Source organism: Pseudomonas sp. H3_A02 (genome assembly GCF_054671965.1).
In genome coordinates, this window is sequence record NZ_CP162807.1 from 3,373,175 (window position 1) to 3,390,383 (window position 17,209).

17 protein-coding genes and 1 tRNA gene are annotated in these 17,209 nt (G+C 62.6%); 8 read left to right on the forward strand and 10 right to left on the reverse strand.

Annotated features, from left to right (window positions below; translation table 11 throughout):
* Positions 1-66: 66 nt before the first annotated feature.
* The 5 genes from codA to AB4N80_RS14915 form a co-directional block, all read right to left on the reverse strand.
* Positions 67-1,314, reverse strand: coding sequence for a cytosine deaminase (gene codA / locus AB4N80_RS14895; RefSeq protein ID WP_122569519.1), 1,248 nt, complete (start codon positions 1,312-1,314; stop codon positions 67-69).
* A gap of 12 nt (positions 1,315-1,326) precedes the next feature.
* A complete protein-coding gene (codB, locus tag AB4N80_RS14900; RefSeq protein WP_122569520.1) occupies positions 1,327-2,598 on the reverse strand; it encodes a cytosine permease in 1,272 nt (423 codons plus the stop codon).
* 188 nt (positions 2,599-2,786) lie between these two features.
* On the reverse strand, positions 2,787-3,617 hold the full coding sequence (locus tag AB4N80_RS14905) for an alpha/beta fold hydrolase (protein ID WP_122569521.1): 831 nt from the start codon (positions 3,615-3,617) through the stop codon (positions 2,787-2,789).
* Positions 3,618-3,822: 205 nt separating this feature from the next.
* Positions 3,823-4,179, reverse strand: a complete 357-nt coding sequence (gene queD, locus AB4N80_RS14910) for a 6-carboxytetrahydropterin synthase QueD (protein WP_003203918.1) — start codon at positions 4,177-4,179, stop codon at positions 3,823-3,825.
* A gap of 83 nt (positions 4,180-4,262) precedes the next feature.
* A complete protein-coding gene (locus AB4N80_RS14915) occupies positions 4,263-5,342 on the reverse strand; it encodes a patatin-like phospholipase family protein (RefSeq protein ID WP_122569522.1) in 1,080 nt (359 codons plus the stop codon).
* A 228-nt stretch (positions 5,343-5,570) separates the two neighbouring features.
* Here AB4N80_RS14915 and AB4N80_RS14920 point away from each other — a divergent pair, with 228 nt between their 5' ends.
* The 6 genes from AB4N80_RS14920 to AB4N80_RS14945 all read left to right on the forward strand — a co-directional run bounded on the left by AB4N80_RS14920 (position 5,571) and on the right by AB4N80_RS14945 (position 11,651).
* On the forward strand, positions 5,571-5,879 hold the full coding sequence (locus tag AB4N80_RS14920; protein WP_205929687.1) for a PepSY domain-containing protein: 309 nt from the start codon (positions 5,571-5,573) through the stop codon (positions 5,877-5,879).
* Positions 5,879-6,190 (forward strand): PepSY domain-containing protein, encoded by a 312-nt coding sequence (locus AB4N80_RS14925; RefSeq protein ID WP_122569523.1) that lies wholly within the window; start codon positions 5,879-5,881, stop codon positions 6,188-6,190. The genes AB4N80_RS14920 and AB4N80_RS14925 overlap by 1 nt, the downstream gene beginning before the upstream one ends.
* Positions 6,190-6,858 carry a response regulator transcription factor gene (locus AB4N80_RS14930; protein ID WP_053123507.1) on the forward strand — a complete coding sequence of 223 codons (669 nt, stop codon included), beginning with the start codon at positions 6,190-6,192 and terminating at the stop codon, positions 6,856-6,858. The genes AB4N80_RS14925 and AB4N80_RS14930 overlap by 1 nt, the downstream gene beginning before the upstream one ends.
* Positions 6,855-8,168, forward strand: coding sequence for a sensor histidine kinase (locus AB4N80_RS14935; protein ID WP_122569524.1), 1,314 nt, complete (start codon positions 6,855-6,857; stop codon positions 8,166-8,168). Before AB4N80_RS14930 ends, AB4N80_RS14935 begins: the two co-directional genes overlap by 4 nt.
* Before the next feature lie 260 nt (positions 8,169-8,428).
* A complete protein-coding gene (locus AB4N80_RS14940; protein WP_163006918.1) occupies positions 8,429-9,745 on the forward strand; it encodes a Na+/H+ antiporter family protein in 1,317 nt (438 codons plus the stop codon).
* Positions 9,746-9,971: 226 nt separating this feature from the next.
* The gene (locus AB4N80_RS14945) at positions 9,972-11,651 is read left to right on the forward strand and encodes a methyl-accepting chemotaxis protein (RefSeq protein WP_122569526.1); all 1,680 of its coding nucleotides are present in this window, start codon (positions 9,972-9,974) and stop codon (positions 11,649-11,651) included.
* A gap of 278 nt (positions 11,652-11,929) precedes the next feature.
* Here AB4N80_RS14945 and trhP read toward each other — a convergent pair whose 3' ends face one another.
* A complete protein-coding gene (gene trhP, locus AB4N80_RS14950) occupies positions 11,930-13,255 on the reverse strand; it encodes a prephenate-dependent tRNA uridine(34) hydroxylase TrhP (RefSeq protein WP_305471239.1) in 1,326 nt (441 codons plus the stop codon).
* Positions 13,256-13,402: 147 nt separating this feature from the next.
* Between trhP and AB4N80_RS14955 the strand changes: the two genes are divergently transcribed.
* A complete protein-coding gene (locus AB4N80_RS14955) occupies positions 13,403-14,464 on the forward strand; it encodes an AI-2E family transporter (protein WP_122565115.1) in 1,062 nt (353 codons plus the stop codon).
* On the opposite strand, the gene AB4N80_RS14960 is transcribed toward AB4N80_RS14955, so the two are convergent.
* The 3 genes from AB4N80_RS14960 to AB4N80_RS14970 all read right to left on the reverse strand — a co-directional run bounded on the left by AB4N80_RS14960 (position 14,461) and on the right by AB4N80_RS14970 (position 15,249).
* On the reverse strand, positions 14,461-14,643 hold the full coding sequence (locus tag AB4N80_RS14960) for a hypothetical protein (RefSeq protein ID WP_003203898.1): 183 nt from the start codon (positions 14,641-14,643) through the stop codon (positions 14,461-14,463). The two genes, AB4N80_RS14955 and AB4N80_RS14960, sit on opposite strands and share 4 nt — an antisense overlap.
* An 89-nt stretch (positions 14,644-14,732) precedes the next feature.
* The gene (locus tag AB4N80_RS14965) at positions 14,733-14,927 is read right to left on the reverse strand and encodes a hypothetical protein (protein ID WP_003203896.1); all 195 of its coding nucleotides are present in this window, start codon (positions 14,925-14,927) and stop codon (positions 14,733-14,735) included.
* Positions 14,928-15,173: 246 nt separating this feature from the next.
* Positions 15,174-15,249: transfer RNA gene (locus tag AB4N80_RS14970), tRNA-Asn, on the reverse strand.
* A gap of 235 nt (positions 15,250-15,484) precedes the next feature.
* Between AB4N80_RS14970 and AB4N80_RS14975 the strand changes: the two genes are divergently transcribed.
* Positions 15,485-15,712, forward strand: a complete 228-nt coding sequence (locus tag AB4N80_RS14975; RefSeq protein WP_305481888.1) for a hypothetical protein — start codon at positions 15,485-15,487, stop codon at positions 15,710-15,712.
* A gap of 254 nt (positions 15,713-15,966) precedes the next feature.
* Here AB4N80_RS14975 and AB4N80_RS14980 read toward each other — a convergent pair whose 3' ends face one another.
* On the reverse strand, positions 15,967-17,163 hold the full coding sequence (locus AB4N80_RS14980) for an amino acid aminotransferase (RefSeq protein ID WP_122565117.1): 1,197 nt from the start codon (positions 17,161-17,163) through the stop codon (positions 15,967-15,969).
* Between the last annotated feature and the right edge of the window lie 46 nt (positions 17,164-17,209).

Here is a 17,209-nt window from a genome sequence, read left to right on the forward strand (position 1 = left end):
CGGTACATTCAACATCAATGCAACTGACTTACCGCTATCGCAAGCAAGCTGCTCCCACAGGGGACATCAGCCCAGCTGCGGTCCGAACTCCACCACCGGCATCTGCCGCTTCATCAGCACTTCACCATTGCGAATCGAGTACAGCGGCAAGCCCTGGCTGCGGATCACTTCGTAGTCGCTGTCCGCCGACAGGATCAGCAGGTTCGCCGGGCGGCCGGGCTCCAGCCCGTAGCGCTCGCCCAGGTTCATGGCCTTGGCGCTGTTGTCGGTGACCAGGTCCAGGGCGCTTTGCAGGTTGCGGTAGCCGAGCATGTGGCAGATATGCAGCCCGGCTTCCAGCACCCGCAGGATGTTGCCGTTGCCCAGCGGGTACCACGGGTCGACGATGGAGTCCTGGCCGAAACACACGTTCATCCCGGCTTCGAGCAGTTCATTGACTCGGGTGACGCCGCGGCGTTTGGGGAAGGTGTCGAAGCGGCCTTGCAGATGAATGCTTTCGGTCGGGCAAGAGACAAAGCTGATGCCCGAATGCCCGAGCAGGCGGAACAGCTTGGCGCAGTAGGCGTTGTCGTAGGAGCCCATGGCCGTGGTGTGGCTGGCGGTGACGCGGGCGCCCATGTCGCGGCTGCGGGCTTCTTCGGCGAGCACTTCGAGAAAGCGCGAATGCGGGTCGTCGGTTTCGTCGCAATGCACATCCACCAGACACCCGGTGCGTTCGGCCAGGTCCATGAGGAATTTCACCGAACTGACGCCCTGGTCGCGGGTGTACTCGAAGTGAGGAATACCGCCCACCACGTCGGCGCCCATGCGGATCGCTTCTTCCATCAGCTCGCGGCCATTGCGGTAGGACTCGATGCCTTCCTGGGGAAACGCGACGATCTGCATGTCGATCAGGTGGCGACTTTCCTCGCGCACTTGCAGCATCGCCTTGAGGGCCGTGAGTTCGGGGTCGGTTACGTCGACGTGGGTGCGCACATGCTGGATGCCATGGGCGGCGAGGGCCTGGATGGTTTTCTTGGCGCGGGTGCTGGTGTCTTCCTGGGTGATGGTGGCCTTGCGTTCGCCCCAGCACTCGATGCCTTCGAACAGCGTGCCGCTCATGTTCCAGCGCGGTTCGCCGGCGGTGAGGGTCGCGTCCAGGTGGATGTGCGGTTCGACGAAGGGCGGGACCACCAGGTTGCCGCCGGCATCGAGGTCTTCCGGGCCGAGGCTGGGGGCTTCGGTCTGACGGGCGATGTTGGCGATCAGGCCGTTTTCCAGGTGCAGTTCATGCAAGCCTTCGCGGTTGCGCAGGCGGGCGTTGATGATGTGCATCGGGCGAATCCTTTAGAGGTCTTGTAGGGGCGCGTCAGCGGTGCGAATACCCATTACGCCGATCAATAGCACATACGTTAGCGCGCCTGCAGCGATTCCTACCAGTGGCGCGACCCACGGCGAATTGAACGCGGCGACCGTGCCGAGCCCATAGGCCAGCAGCCCGGGCCAGTTGAATGCCGGCAACCGGGCTTCGGCCAGGCGTGGATAGCGGCCGCGCCAGCGGAAGAAGAAATCGGCCATGATCACCCCGCCAATGGGGGGGATCACGGTGCCCAGCAGGATCAGGTATGGCACCAGCATGTCGTACATGCCCAGCAGCGCCAGCAACGTGCCGATCACCGCGCCGCAGAGGGTCACGGTCTTGCGTCGGCGGGTGCGCAGCAGGTTGCAACCGGCCACGGCGAAGTTGTAGATGGTGTTGTCCTGGGTACTCCAGATGTTGAGCAGCAGCATCGCCATCGCCGCCATGGCGAAGCCCTGCAGCAGCAACACTTCGACCACGTCCGGTTGTTGATAGACGATGGCCCCGTAGGCGCCGATCAGCACCATCAGGCCGTTGCCCAGGAAGAATCCAATCAGGCTCGCCAGCACCGCGACCTTCGCCGAGCGGGAGAACCGCGTCCAGTTGGTCGCCTGGGTCGCGCCGCTGACGAAGGTGCCGAACACCAGCGTGATGGCGGTGGACCAATCGAGGCTGCCCGTGGGCACCACCGCCAGCAAGCCGTCGAAGCCGCCGACCTTCACCGTCGCCACCCACATCGACAGCATCAGCAGCAACATCATGGCCGGCACGGCGAGGTACGAGAGGATTTCCAGCCCGCGATAACCGACATAGGCCGTGGCGCAGAACCCCAGGCCGAACAACACCATCAGCCACAGCACCGTGCCCTGGCCCAATTCGAAGTACTTGCCCAGCACCACCGCGGCGGTCGCCGTGCCCCAGGCGTACCAGCCGATCTGGGTGAACCCCAGGATCAAGTCACTGAGCTTGCTGCCCACCTCGCCGAAACAGAAACGCCCCATCAACACCGAATTGAGCCCGCTCTTGAAGGCGATGTAACCCAGGCCGGCGGCATACAGGCCCAGCAGCAGGTTGCCGATGACGATGACCGTGAGCATCTCGGCAAAACCGAACGCCACGCCCAGCTTGCCACCGGCAAACATCGTCGCGGTGAAGAAGGTGAAACCCAGCAGCACCATGGCCGTGGAGGCCAGGCCCTTGCGAGCGTGCAGCGGGACTTCGCTCAGGGGGTAGTCATTGCCTGGATCGTTCTGAGTCATGGGGCGGTCCTTGCGGGTGAGGGATGTCGCAAGCGTGCAGCGGCCGTGCCAAACGGGTGATCGCGAGATTATTTATAGACAATCCTGGGGATGGGGTGGGCGAAAGGGGCGAAAGCGGTGCGGCGGTGATTCAAGTTGGAACACAGTTCTCACTGTCCTATGCGGTTTCCTTGTGGGAGCGGGTTTTTTCAGGAGGAAGGGGGTAATGGCAAGAAGCGCAACACCGCCGCGACGACGGCCTCCGGCGCATCCTCCTGAACCAGGTGTCCGGCGTTCGGCACAGGGTGCAGTTGCGCGCCTGGAATCAGCTGGTGCAAGGCCTGGCCGCGCTCGATGGGGATCCATTGGTCGTCCTCGCCCCACAGTATCTGGGTCGGGCAGCGTACGTTCGGGTACAGGCCTTCGACCTCGCGGGTGTAACGCTCGTCCATCTGCGCGATCTGCCGGTAGAACGCCGCCTGCCCCGGCTCGCCAAGCCACGGCTGCACGTAGGGCGCCAGTTCCGCGTCGGGGATGTCCCGTTTGATCGCGCCGCGAATGTAGGTCGGCACGATCGCCCGCTGAATGTAGTCGGGCAGGCCGCTGAAGGCCGCTTCATGCTGGCGGACATGCTGCACAAAGGGCGAACCCCAGGGCGACAGCGCCACGGGGTCAATCAGGGTCAAGCTGCGGTAGTCCTTGCCGTTGAGCAGGTGCGTGCGCAGGGCCGTGGCGCCACCGAAGTCATGGGCCACCACGTCCGGGCAATCCAGACGCCAATGCGCCAGCAATTGTGCGAGCAGCAGGTTTTGTACGCCGAGGGACACGTCGGCATCGGGTTGCGCGGATTGGCCATACCCCAGCAGGTCGAAGTAGTGCACCCGGTGGGTGGTGAAGAACAGCGGAGCGATCCGGTGCCACACATAGGATGAGAAGGGTGTGCCGTGGACAAACACCAGCGGCGGGCCATCGCCGTGGATGGCGTAGCGGATGGGGTGTCCGTTGAAGTCGTATGTTTGATCCAGCGGCCAGTGGGTCATGCTCGATACTCCCCTGAGAATGGCTCAGGGGACCAAGCATAGGCCAATGCTGGCGGGACAGGAAAACCCAATGGCGGCGCTAGATTTTGTGGGAGCAAGGCTTGCCCGCGATGCAGGCGCCTCGGTTCCGAAGAGACCGTGTAATCCTTGTCGCGAGCAAGCTTTGCTCCCACAGGTGGGACCCTACAAGCGGGCCCCAAAGGTTTTACTCGCCGTGATAGATGCAACCGCTGGTGCAAGTCTCGTGGATGCGAATGGCACTGAGCTCTGGCAGCAACGGCTTCAACTCATTCCAGATCCACTTGGCCAACACTTCGCTGGTGGGGTTTTCCAGGCCAGGAATGTCGTTGAGGTAGTTGTGGTCCAGGCGCTCGTAGAGGGGCTTGAAGATCGCCTTGATCTCCGAGAAATCGCGAATCCAGCCGGTGTGCGGATCGATATCGCCGCTCAGGTGGATCGCCACCTTGAACGAGTGGCCGTGAAGGCGGCCGCACTTGTGGCCGTCCGGCACGTGGGGCAGGCGGTGGGCGGATTCGAAGGTAAACTCTTTGAAAATTTCCACAGGTTCGGGCTCTTTAAGGTAGCGGTCGCGAGGCAGGCGGCGGAGTTTATCAGTTTGATAACCGCGTTGCGCGACCGTGCTGACTAAAGGGTCAGCAAACGCTCGCCCAAGCCACCGTTGGCCGTCAGCTCCAGGAACTCGTCACCGAGCCGGCGGCTCTCGTCCATCGCCGTGCGCCAATATTTGCGGCGGCTCGGGTCATCGCCCATGAAGCGCTTGAAGTCGTTACGGTCTGGCAGTTTGCCGTAGGGCAGGCGCGCCAGGTATTCCCGCGACGGTGCCAGTAGCAACACGTCCTGCAGGCGGTCGACATTGCCCCGGCGCCACGGCAGGCCCTTGTCGAACCAGCCGGGAATGACCCGGTCGGTGAAGTGCGGATAGAGCACGATGTCCTCGCCGCTGTACGGCAGGTCGAGGTGGTAGTCCAGCAGACCGCCGTCGCGGAAGGTGCCGGCACCGGCGCCCGGCAGGTCGCGCACGCCTTCCATGACCATCGGGATCGAGCCCGAGGCCAGCAGAGCCTGGCGCAGGTTGCCGGCCGCCAAGGGCACGAAGCGCGACGGAAAGTCATTTAGCGGATGCAGGGGCGGGGCCAGGCGCGGGTCGTGGATGATCAACCGTTCGAAATGCCGTGACAGCCGCGCACGACCCCGCAGGTTGTCGGCGATCACCGACGACAGCCCCAGCCCCAGCCGGCCGCGATGATCCTGGGCGAGCAGGCCGTGGCTCTTGACGACCATGATGTTGAGCCGGTACCGCGGGTTATCGAGGATCGAAGTGTCGCGGCCGTCGAGCAAGTCATCGAGCATGCGTTGCGAGCTCTGGCTGACGCCGGCCATGGTCACGCCTTTGGCGAAGCTTTGTTCGTTGTACAAGGTGCCCAGGCGCCGGATCCCCTCGGCGGCATCCGGCAGGCAGGCGCTGGCGAAGCGCCAGGCCCCCACCGAAGCCCCGATCAGCGAGCGCTCCCGGGGCGCGGCGGGCAGCCATTCACCGAACAGCGCCAGGTCCAGCCCCTGGATGCCCAGGGCCTTGGGGCCACCGGCGGCACCGGGCAGGATGCCAACATCGGCGGCGTTCAGGCCGGCCTGGCGAATGCGCCCGAACGCACGGGGGCCGGCCTTGAGGGTGAGGGCGGGGAACTTGATGTGGATGGCGGTCATACCAGTCTCGAATGCAAACAAGCGGACAATTATAGCGACACAAAACCTTGTGGGAGCGAGCTTGCTCGCGATGGTGGTCTGTCAGTTGATATTGATGTGACTGAGCTGGCGCTATCGCGAGCAAGCTCGCTCCCACATTGATGTGGGTTCAATGATGGCGATTCAGTTTCAGTTAAGTTCATCCCGATACAGTCCCCCCTGTGAAAGATTATAAAAAGGAGACAACCCGTGAACCGCCTGACTGCCTTTTTCATCGCGACCCTCATGGCCCTCGGTACGAGCCTGGCTCACGCACGAGACCTGAGCGCGGACGAAGCCCGCAAACTGCAAGACGCTGGTACCATCCTGTCCTTTGAAAGACTCAATGCCGCTGCCCTGGCCAAACACCCTGGCGCCACCTTGACCGAGACGGAGTTGGAGGAAGAGTACGGCAAGTACATTTATCAGGTGGGCTTGCACGATAAGAAGGGCATTGAGTGGGACGTGGAATTGGACGCCACCAACGGCAAGGTACTCAAGAATCATCAGGATCTGTAATGAAGCTTAATTTATGCGCCCGCAGCCGATGGGCGCTGGCGCTGCTGGTGTTTTGTTCACTGGCCGTGGCCCGGGACCTGGATCAGGACGAGGCCTTGCAACTGCGTCAGCAGGGCGTGATCCTGCCGCTCGAACAGCTTCTGCAACAGGCGCTGGACCGCCACCCCGGCGCCAAGCTGCTGGAAGCCGAGTTGGAGGAGAAACACGGCGTCTATATTTATGAGGTCGAGCTGCTGGACACCGACGGCGTCGTGCGCGAACTGGACCTGGAGGCCAAAACCGGCCGCTTACTCAAAGATAAGGAAGACTGATGCGCCTGCTTCTGGTGGAAGATCACGTGCCCCTGGCCGATGAACTGATGGCCGGGCTTGCTCGCCAGGGCTACGCCGTCGATTGGCTGGCCGATGGTCGCGACGCGGTGTACCAGGGCAGCAGCGAGCCCTACGACCTGATCATTCTCGACCTCGGTCTGCCGGGCGTGCCGGGGCTCGACGTGCTGGCCCAATGGCGCGCCGGCGGCCTGGCCACGCCGGTGCTGATCCTCACCGCCCGCGGGTCCTGGGCCGAGCGCATCGAGGGCCTCAAGGCCGGGGCCGACGACTACCTGACCAAACCCTTTCATCCTGAAGAGCTGCACTTGCGGATCCAGGCGCTGCTGCGCCGCTCCCATGGCCAGGTCAACCAGCCGACGCTCAAGGCCGCCGGGTTGCACTTGGATGAGAGTCGCCAATGCGTGGTCCGCGACGGCACCGACATCCAGCTCACGGCTGCCGAGTTCCGCCTGTTGCGCTATTTCATGCTGCATCCCGAGCAGATCCTTTCCAAAAGCCATCTCGCCGAACACCTGTACGACGGTGAGACCGAGCGCGATTCCAACGTGCTGGAAGTCCACGTCAATCACCTGCGGCGCAAGCTGGGACGCAGCGTGATCGAAACCCGTCGCGGCCAGGGTTACCTGTTCGGCGGGCAGGCGCAGTGAGATCCATCCAGCGGCGCCTGAGCCTGGGCCTGATCGGTGTGATGGTGGTGGTCGGCCTGGTCCTGGCGCAGACCAGTCTGTGGTTGTTCGAGCTGGGCCTGCAGCGTTACCTGGAAGCCGGGCTGCGTAACGACAGCGAGAACCTGCTGGTGGCCCTGGTGCGTGGCCCGCAGGGCTTGCAATTGGATGAGCGCCGCCTGTCGCCGGCCTATCAGCGGCCGTTTTCCGGGCACTATTTCCGCATCGATTTTGCCGACGTGCACTGGCGCTCCCGCTCCCTGTGGGACCAGGAATTGCCCCGGCTCGACCACCCGGGCCTGCACAGCAACCTGCAACTGGGGCCCGAGGGCCAGAAGCTGCTGGTGCTGCGCACCGACTATCGGCGGCTGGGCCAGGCGATTTCCATCAGCGTGGCCCAAGACTACACACCGGTGCGTGACAGCTTCCGCCGGATGCAACAGATCGGCCTCGGGCTCGGGTTAGCGGGGCTGTTGCTGATTCTGTTGCTGCAACGCATCACCGTGCGCCGTGCCTTGCGTCCGCTGGACCGGGCCCGGGAGCAGATCGCTCAGTTGCAGCGCGGACAGCGTTCGCAACTCGACGAACAGGTGCCACGGGAGCTGGAACCGCTGGTGACGCAGATCAACCATCTGCTGGCCCACACCGAAGACAGCCTCAAGCGCTCGCGCAATGCCTTGGGCAACCTCGGCCATGCCTTGAAAACCCCGCTGGCGGTGCTGCAAAGCCTGGCGTCGAACGAGAAGCTCGACCCGAACCCCGAGCTGCGCAAACTGTTGCTCGACCAACTGGAGCAGGTCCGCCAGCGCCTGAACCGTGAACTCAACCGCGCCCGCCTGTCCGGTGATGCCTTGCCCGGTGCGCACCTGGACTGCGACGCCGAACTGCCAGGGTTGCTGGCCACGCTGAACATGATCCACGGCGAACACCTGCACCTGAGCTACGTCGCGCCACCAGGCCTGCACCTGCCCTGGGACCGTGAAGACTTGCTGGAGCTGTTGGGCAACCTGCTGGACAACGCCTGCAAATGGGCCGATGCCGAGGTGCGCCTGACCATGACCGAGACAGCCGAGGGTTTCAGCCTGGCCGTGGAGGACGACGGCCCGGGCATCCCCGCGGACCGCCGCGAGCAGGTGTTCAGTCGGGGTACGCGACTGGATGAACAGACCGATGGACACGGCCTGGGCCTGGGCATCGTGCGGGATATCGTCGACACCTGGGGCGGCCTGCTGGCGTTGGACGACAGTGAGTGGGGTGGGTTGAAGGTCGTGATCGAGTTGCCCAAGCGCTGACAGCCATTCCATGGCACAGCCTCCCTGTGGGCGAGCCTGTGGGAGCAAAGCTTGCTCGCGATAGCATTTTTTTTGGCCAACACAGATGTTGTAGGTGACGACGTCATCGCGAGCAAGCTTTGCTCCCACAAATCCCTCCATACAGGGGGGGCAGGACTTGAAAACCCGCTCCACGGCCCTTGCAGCTTGCCGCCGCTTGCTGCAAAGTCGCGACCTTTTTGTCCGGTGGCTTTCCATCGCTGTGCTCTGAGGTAACGATGATAAATGCAGTAATTGCCGCGGTTGGCGTCATGCTGGTGCTCAGCCTGTCCCGCGTGCATGTGGTGATCGCGCTGATTATCGGCGCGCTGGTGGGTGGCCTGACGGGCGGCCTGGGGATCGAGGCGACGCTCAAGGCGTTCAATGCCGGCCTGGGGGGCGGTGCGACGGTGGCGTTGTCCTATGCTTTGCTCGGTGCCTTCGCCGTGGCGATTGCCAAGTCCGGCATGGCCCACGCCCTGGCGGACAAAGCCCTGGCCCTGGTGGATCGCCAGGATGCCGCTGGCGGTACGGGCGTCAAGTGGGTGCTGATCGGCCTGCTGGGGACGGTCGCGGTCGCTTCCCAAAACATCCTGCCGATCCACATCGCCTTCATCCCGCTGCTGGTGCCGCCGTTGCTCTACGTGCTGACCAAGCTGCAACTGGACCGTCGCTTGATCGCCTGCGTCATGACCTTCGGCCTGATCACCCCCTACATGTTCCTGCCGGTGGGTTTCGGCAACATCTTCCTCAATGAAATCCTGCTGGCCAATGTCGCTCGCAGCGGCGTCGACATCAGTGGCATCAATATCACGCATGCCATGGGCATCCCGGCGTTGGGCATGGTGTTTGGCTTGGCGCTGTCGTTTTTTACCTATCGCAAGAAACGCGTTTATGACTTGAAAAAAATTGCCCGGGCCGAGCAAGTGACCGTGCGCTACAACCCCCTGAGCCTGCTGGTGGCCGGGCTGGCGATTGCGGCGGCGTTCGCTGTTCAGTTGTTACTCGATTCAATGATCATCGGTGCCCTGGCCGGTTTCCTGATTTTCTCGCTGTCGGGGGTAGTGCGCTGGCGCGAGACCGACGATCTGTTCACCGAAGGCATGAAGATGATGGCGATGATCGGCTTCATCATGATCGCCGCCTCAGGTTTTGCCGAAGTGATGAAGGCTACCGGTGAAGTCCAGAGCCTGGTGGAAACCTCGGCGGCGTGGATCGGCCACAACAAGGGCATCGGCGCGCTCCTGATGTTGCTGGTGGGGCTGTTGGTGACCATGGGCATTGGCTCGTCGTTTTCCACGGTGCCGATCCTGGCGACGATTTTCGTGCCGCTGTGCCTGCAACTGGGTTTCAGCCCGCTGGCGATCGTCTGCATCGTCGGCACCGCCGGCGCCCTGGGCGACGCCGGCTCGCCCGCCTCGGACTCGACCCTGGGCCCGACCTCCGGCCTGAACATCGACGGCCAGCACCATCACATCTGGGACACCGTGGTCCCGACCTTCATCCACTACAACCTGCCGCTGCTGGCGTTTGGGTGGGTGGCGGCGATGGTGTTGTAATTCGAGACCGAGTCGCCTCAATCGCGAGCAAGCTCGCTCCCACAGGGGATCGGTGTGGACACAAGTGTTGTGGACGCCACCGGGCCCTGTGGGAGCGAGCTTGCTCGCGATGAGGCCCTTGAATTCAGCGACTCTGCCAACTGACCGTTCACCTTGTCCTACAGTTTTGCCGCGCGGTGCCGTTAATACAGCTAACCACGCCATAAAACCAACAAGAGTGAACAGCATGCGCCTGAGCTTGAAGGCTAAAGTCCTGTCCCTTGCGATACTGCCGGTATTGCTGTCCGCCGTGATCATCAGCCTGACCACGGCCTTCATCTTGAAGGAGCAAGCGAGTAAAGAAGTCCAGGAGACCCGCGAGCGCCTGCTCAGCGAGGCCAAGGCCACGCTGCAGAACTACGTGGCGGTGGGCCTTACCGCCATCAAGCCGCTCTACGATGCCGCCGCGCCTGGCGATAACGAGGCGCGCGCCCAGGCGATCAAGCTGCTGTCGAATATCAGCTATGGCAAGGACGGTTATTTCTTCGGCTACGATTCCGAGACCATTCGTCTGTTCAAGGCCAACAGCCCCGATGGCGTGGGCAAGAGTTTCAAGGACAACCGCGACCCGAACGGTGTCTACGTCAACCGTGACCTGGTGAAAGTCGCCAAGGACGGGACGCATTACCTGGAATACAGTTCGCCGTTGCCCGGCAGCAAGGACTTGGTGCCCAAGCTCGGCTACACCGACTACTTGCCCAAGTGGGATCTGGCGGTCGGTAGCTCGGTCAACCTGGACGGCATCGAAGCCCAAGTGGCGCTGGTGGAAGCCAAGGTCCACGATCGCCTGCAAGGCGTGATCTTGAGCATCGTCGGGATCGCTGCGGTGGTGTTGCTGGTGATCGCGGTGGTAGGCCTGGTGCTCGCCAACACGATCCTGCGTCCCCTGCACCTGATGAAGGACAACCTCGACGACATCGCCGCGGGTGAGGGTGACCTGACCCGTCGGCTGACCATCACCAGCCAGGACGAGCTCGGCCAACTGGCCGGTTCGTTCAACCGCTTCGTCGACAAGATCCACGGCCTGGTGCGGCAGATCACCGACATGACGTCGCAACTGACCGGCCTGGTGACCCAAGTTTCCGAGCAGGCCCAGCGCTCCGAGCAGGCCATGGAGCGTCAGCGCCACGAAACCGATCAGGTCGCCACGGCGATTAACGAAATGTCCTCGGCCGCCCAGGAAGTCGCCCGCAGTGCACAGGGCGCCGCCGTCGCGGCCCAGCAGACCGACGAAGAAGGCCAGTCGGCCAAGCGCGTGGTGGCCGGCAGCATCCAGCAGATTCATGCGCTGGTGAACGATATCCGCAGCAGTGGCGTGTCCCTGGACAGCCTGCAGCAGGACGTGGCTTCGATTGTCAGTGTGCTCGGGGTGATTCGTTCGATCGCCGAGCAGACCAACCTGCTGGCCCTCAACGCCGCCATCGAGGCCGCGCGTGCCGGCGAGGCGGGGCGTGGGTTCGCGGTGGTGGCCGATGAAGTGCGGGCCCTGGCCAGTCGGACCCAGCAGAGCACCCAGGAAATCCAGGGCATGATCGACCGCCTGCAATCCGGCACCCATGCGGCGGTGGAAGCGATGCGCCGTTCCAGCGAGGCCGGTGATGGCACCTCGGAACGGGCCAACGAGGCGGGTGCCTCCCTCGACACCATGGCGCAGTTGATCGGCACCATCAACTCGATGAACGCCCAGATCGCCAGCGCCGCCGAAGAACAGACCGCGGTGGCCGAGGAAATCAACCGCAGCGTGCATCAGATTGCCGTGGCCGTGGACAGCGTCGCCGACGAAACCCAACTCGGCGCCCAGACCTCCCGCAGCCTGGCCGACCTGGGCCAGCGCCTGGGTCAACTGGTGGGGCAGTTCCGGATCTGATTCCGGCGCAGCAGGAGCTGCCGAAGGCTGCGATCTTTCGCTCTCGATCCAGATGTTTTCGCCTGGGCTACCAGGCCCTATCGGAAGCGGAGGATCGCAGCCTTCGGCAGTTTCTGCCGGGCTCAACAGGCACAAACACAACCAAACCCTGTGGGAGCGAGCTTGCTCGCGATGGCGGTGTGTCAGTCAAATGAGTATTAGCTGATCCGGCGCCATCGCGAGCAAGCTCGCTCCCACAGTTGTTTGGCGGTGCCTGCATGATCGGATCAGTGTCAGAGCTAAGGTTCGCGCACATCCCGCATCAACAACCCAAACCGCAAATCCACCGCATCCGGGATCGGCACGTAGACCACATGCCCATCCCCCGGTGCCACATCGATGCCCTGGCCTTTGATGTCCTGCAACTGGTGCAGGTCGAAGTGGAAGTTGCCCTTGGGGGTCATCAGTTCCATGTGATCGCCCAGGCCGAAGCGGTTCTTCACCCGCACTTCGGCCAGGCGTTCGCGCCGTTCGCCGGTCAGTTCGCCGACGAACTGCTGGCGCTCCGAGACCGAGCTGCCGGTCTGGTAGTTCTGATATTCATCATGCACATGGCGCCTTAGAAAACCTTCGGTGTAGCCGCGCTGGGCCAGGGACTCCAGGTCGGTCATCAGGCTGCGATCGAATGCCCGACCGGCCACCGCGTCATCGATGGCCCGGCGATACACCTGGGTGGTGCGTGCGCAATAAAAGTGCGACTTGGTCCGGCCTTCGATCTTCAGCGAATGCACACCCATGCGCGCCAGGCGCTCGACGTGTTGCACGGCCCGCAGGTCCTTGGCATTCATGATGTAGGTGCCGTGCTCGTCCTCGAAGGCCGGCATGGACGCTTCCGGGCGGTTGGCTTCCTGGAGTAGAAACACCTGGTCGGTGGGCGCGCCGAGGCCCAGCGTCGGCTCCGGCTGATAGGTCTGCACAATGTCGCCCACGACGTTTTCCACCGCCGGTTGCGCCGAATACTTCCAGCGGCAGGCATTGGTGCAACTGCCCTGGTTGGCATCACGCTTGTTCATATAACCCGAGAGCAAGCAGCGCCCGGAGTACGCCATGCACAGCGCCCCGTGGACGAACACTTCCAGCTCCATGGCCGGCACCTGCTCGCGGATCTCGGCGATTTCCTCCAGGGACAGTTCCCGGGACAGGATGATCCGGCTCAAACCCTGCTGCTGCCAGAACTCGACGCTCGCCCAGTTCACCGTATTGGCCTGCACCGACAGGTGAATCGGCATCTGTGGAAAATGCCGGCGAACCAGCATGATCAACCCCGGGTCGGACATGATCAGCGCATCCGGCGCCATGGCGATCACCGGTTCTAGGTCTTTGAGGAAGGTCCGCAGCTTGGCGTTGTGCGGGGCAATGTTCACCACCACGTAGAAACGCTTGCCCATGGCCTGGGCCTCGGCAATGCCCAAGGCCAGATTCCCGTGGTCGAATTCGTTGTTGCGCACCCGCAGGCTGTAGCGCGGTTGGCCGGCGTACACCGCATCGGCACCGTAGGCGAAGGCATAGCGCATGTTTTTCAGGGTGCCGGCGGGCGCCAGCAGTTCGGGGGCGGCGAGGGTCATGGTGGGGTCAGCTCGCAAAAAGTGCCGAGGGTACGCCAGGGCCGGCCAGGCCTTATTGACCTGAATCAATGCACAGCACAAACGTGAAGGCACTCCGGCGAGTCCTGGCGGACTAATGTGTATCCCGCCTTTGGACATGGAAAGCTGATGAATCGAAAGATGCTGCAAAACAAAGCCCAGATGTTGCTCCTGGTGCTGGTCACGGTCGCCTTCATCTGGATTCTGCTGCCATTTTACGGTGCGGTGTTCTGGGCGGTGATCCTGGGCATCGTCTTTGCGCCGATGCAGCGCCGCCTGCAGTTGAAGTTCGGCTGGCACCGCAATGTCACCTCGTTGTTCACGTTGAGTATCTGTGTGGTCAGCGCGATCTTGCCGGTGATCATCATCAGTACGTTGCTGGTCCAGGAAGGCGCGGCGCTGTACAAGAGCCTGGAAAGCGGTGAGCTGGACATTGCCGATTACCTGGCCCGCTTCAAGGATGCCTTGCCGCCGTACTTCCAGCATCTGCTGGACCGCTTCGGCCTGGGCAACCTGAACGGCTTGCGCGACAAGATCGTCAAGAGCGCGATGCAGGGCAGCGAGTTCTTCGCCACCCAGGCCTTCAGTTTTGGCCAGGGCACGTTCCAGTTCCTGGTCAGCTTCTTCGTGATGATCTATCTGCTGTTCTTCTTTCTGCGCGACGGTGCGGAACTGGTGCGCAAAGTGCGCACGGCGATTCCCTTGGGGGAACATCAAAAACGCCGCCTGCAGTTGAAGTTCAATCGAGTGGTGCGGGCCACGGTGAAAGGCAACCTGCTGGTTGCCATCAGCCAAGGGGCGCTGGGTGGGCTGATCTTCTGGATCCTGGGGATTCCGACGGTGCTGCCCTGGGCGGTGTTGATGGCGTTCCTGTCGTTGTTGCCAGCGGTGGGGGCGGGCCTCGTCTGGGCGCCGGTGGCGGTGTATTTCCTGCTCTCGGGGGCGATCTGGCAGGGCGTGGTGCTGACGCTGTTCGGGGTGTTCGTGATCGGCCTGGTGGACAATTTCCTGCGGCCGATCCTGGTGGGCAAGGACACCAAGATGCCCGACTACATGGTGCTGGTCTCGACGCTGGGCGGACTGGCGGTGTTCGGGCTGAACGGCTTCGTGATCGGGCCGCTGATCGCCGCGCTGTTCATGTCCTGTTGGGCCTTGTTCGTCGAAAGCACGCCGCGTGTGCAGTTGCCCTAGGCACTCAATAGGTAGGGGCCGATACGTTGCGACAGTGCTTGGGCGGCGGGCAGTGAAGTCAGCGGACCGCTGATGGTCACGCCGTCCTGCACCAGGTACCAGCAGGCCAGCAGTCCGAGCTCCCGGAGTGGGGCGGGGACGGCGCTGCCAATGACAGACATGATTTGAACCTTGGGCATGGGAAACCTCCATCAATCGATGGGGTTACCTTACGGCTCAGGGGGAAGGACGGAAAATCAACTGGCTCAATAGTAGGAATCGATGCCGCTCAATCGACGACCAGATCGAGCATGTGCACCACTTCCTGCTCGTTGAGCAGGCCCTTGCGCACCAGGTTTTCCGCCAGCAGGGAAAGGAACTTGGCGCTGCGGTGGCCTTCCAGCTGCTTGAGTTCAGTCAGTACGTTGTACACCTTGCTGGAAGTGCACAGGCCGACAATGCGATGGGGGTTTTGTGTAGGCATAGCTTCGTCCTTGTTGTTATGAAGCTGTTGTTGGCGGACAGTGCCAGTTTGCGGCCCTGTCATGACGCTCATGTGACAGCTTGGTGGTCGGAAAAAGAAAGCAGGATCCGGACCATATTGCCTTTTTGGCGCCGGATTATTGTTCCGGCAGCGACATCGGCCAGGCTTATATGGCCATTCACCTGTTTTTTTGCACAAAAAAAAGCCCCTGGATCTTTCGATTCAGGGGCTTTTTGTATTGCTGTCTGGCTCCACGACCTGGACTCGAACCAGGGACCCAGTGATTAACAGTCACTTGCTCTACCAACTGAGCTATCGCGGAATGGCGCGTATGTTACTGATTGGAAAAGAGAAGTCAAGCGTCTATTGCCGGACGGCGCATTCCTGATGCCCATTGACGGTCAATCAACGATTGGCAGTTACCGCAAGGACAGGAGAGGGCTACCATGGTTGCCCGGAAGTGGCAGGACGCACTGCCGGCCATTCGCCGACATTGAGGTACGTGCCATGAACCACCTGTTACCGCTTCACACAGCTCGTTGCGCCGAGGTGTGCCTGTGAGCACCGCCCAGATCAGTTTACCCAAGGGTGTGGGGCCTCACGCCGAGAAGCTGTACGACGCCATCATCCAGGCCAGCACCGCCGAGGAGCTGAACCGCGCCGGCGGCAAGGCCGAGGGGTTTGTCCTGGGGCTGGAAAGCACCAAGGCGATCAAGAGCCAGGTGGCCGAGTCGTTGTATGTCATCTATGACGATGCGGCGAGTCAGCGGGCGACGGAGCTTTAGCCTGATTTGAATAGGAGTGTCAGGCCAGACGCCTTTGTGGCGAGGGGATTTATCCCCGCTGGGCTGCGAAGCAGACCCAAGACAGTCAACTCACTCGGCCTGACATACCGGGTGGTCTGGTTTAGGGCCGCTTCGCGCCCCAGCGGGGATAAATCCCCTCGCCACAGGTTGGGGGGGCTACCGGACCTGATAGGCACACTCAAAAAAAACGGGAAGCCCAATGGCTTCCCGTTTTTCATCCAGTGCCGAAAGCGTCAAATCACCTGAACGATGGCCTTGGTCACCGCATCGATGTTGTTCTGGTTCAGCGCGGCCACGCAGATGCGGCCGGTGTCCAGGGCATAGATGCCGAACTCGTTGCGCAGGCGCGTCACTTGCTCAACGGTCAGGCCGGAGTAGGAGAACATCCCGCTCTGGCGGGCGACAAAGCTGAAGTCGTGCTGCGGGGCGGCCTTGGCCAGCATGTCGACCATCTGGTCGCGCATGCCGCGAATGCGCAGGCGCATCTCGGCCAGTTCGGCTTCCCACTGGGCCCGCAGCTCCGGGCTGTTGAGCACGGCGGCGACGATGCTGGCGCCGTGGGTCGGCGGGTTGGAGTAGTTGGTGCGGATCACGCGCTTGACCTGGGACAGCACGCGGGCACTTTCTTCTTTCGATTCGCTGACGATCGACAGGGCGCCGACGCGCTCGCCGTACAGCGAGAACGACTTGGAGAACGAGCTGGAGGCAAAGAAGGTCAGCCCCGACTCGGCGAACAGGCGCACGGCCGCCGCGTCTTCGTCGATACCTTCGCCAAAGCCCTGGTAGGCCATGTCCAGGAACGGCACGTGGTTCTTGGCCTTGACCACGGCCAGCACGTTTTTCCAGTCTTCCGGGCTCAGGTCCACGCCGGTCGGGTTGTGGCAGCAGGCGTGCAGCACAACGATCGAGCGGTCGGGCAGGGCGTTGAGGTCTTCCAGCAGGCCGCTGCGGTTCACGTCGTGGGTGGCGGCGTCGTAGTAGCGGTAGTTCTGCACCGGGAAGCCGGCGGTTTCGAACAGGGCGCGGTGGTTTTCCCAGCTTGGGTCGCTGATGGCGACGACGGCGTCAGGCAGCAGTTGCTTGAGGAAGTCGGCACCAATCTTCAGTGCGCCAGTGCCGCCCACGGCCTGGGTGGTGATGACGCGACCGGAGGTGATCAGCGGCGAATCCTTGCCGAACAGCAGGGTCTGCACAGCCTGGTCGTAGGCGGCAATGCCGTCGATCGGCAGGTAACCACGGGAAACGTGCTGAGCCACGCGAGCCGTCTCGGCTTCGACAACGGCGCGCAAGAGTGGAATGCGCCCCTCCTCGTTGCAGTAAACACCTACACCCAGGTTGACCTTATTGGTACGGGTGTCGGCGTTGAAAGCTTCGTTGAGGCCCAGGATAGGATCGCGGGGTGCCAATTCGACAGCGGAAAACAGGCTCATTAGTGCGCGGCTCTGAATGGAGAATGAGGGGACGTGTGACGCTCCA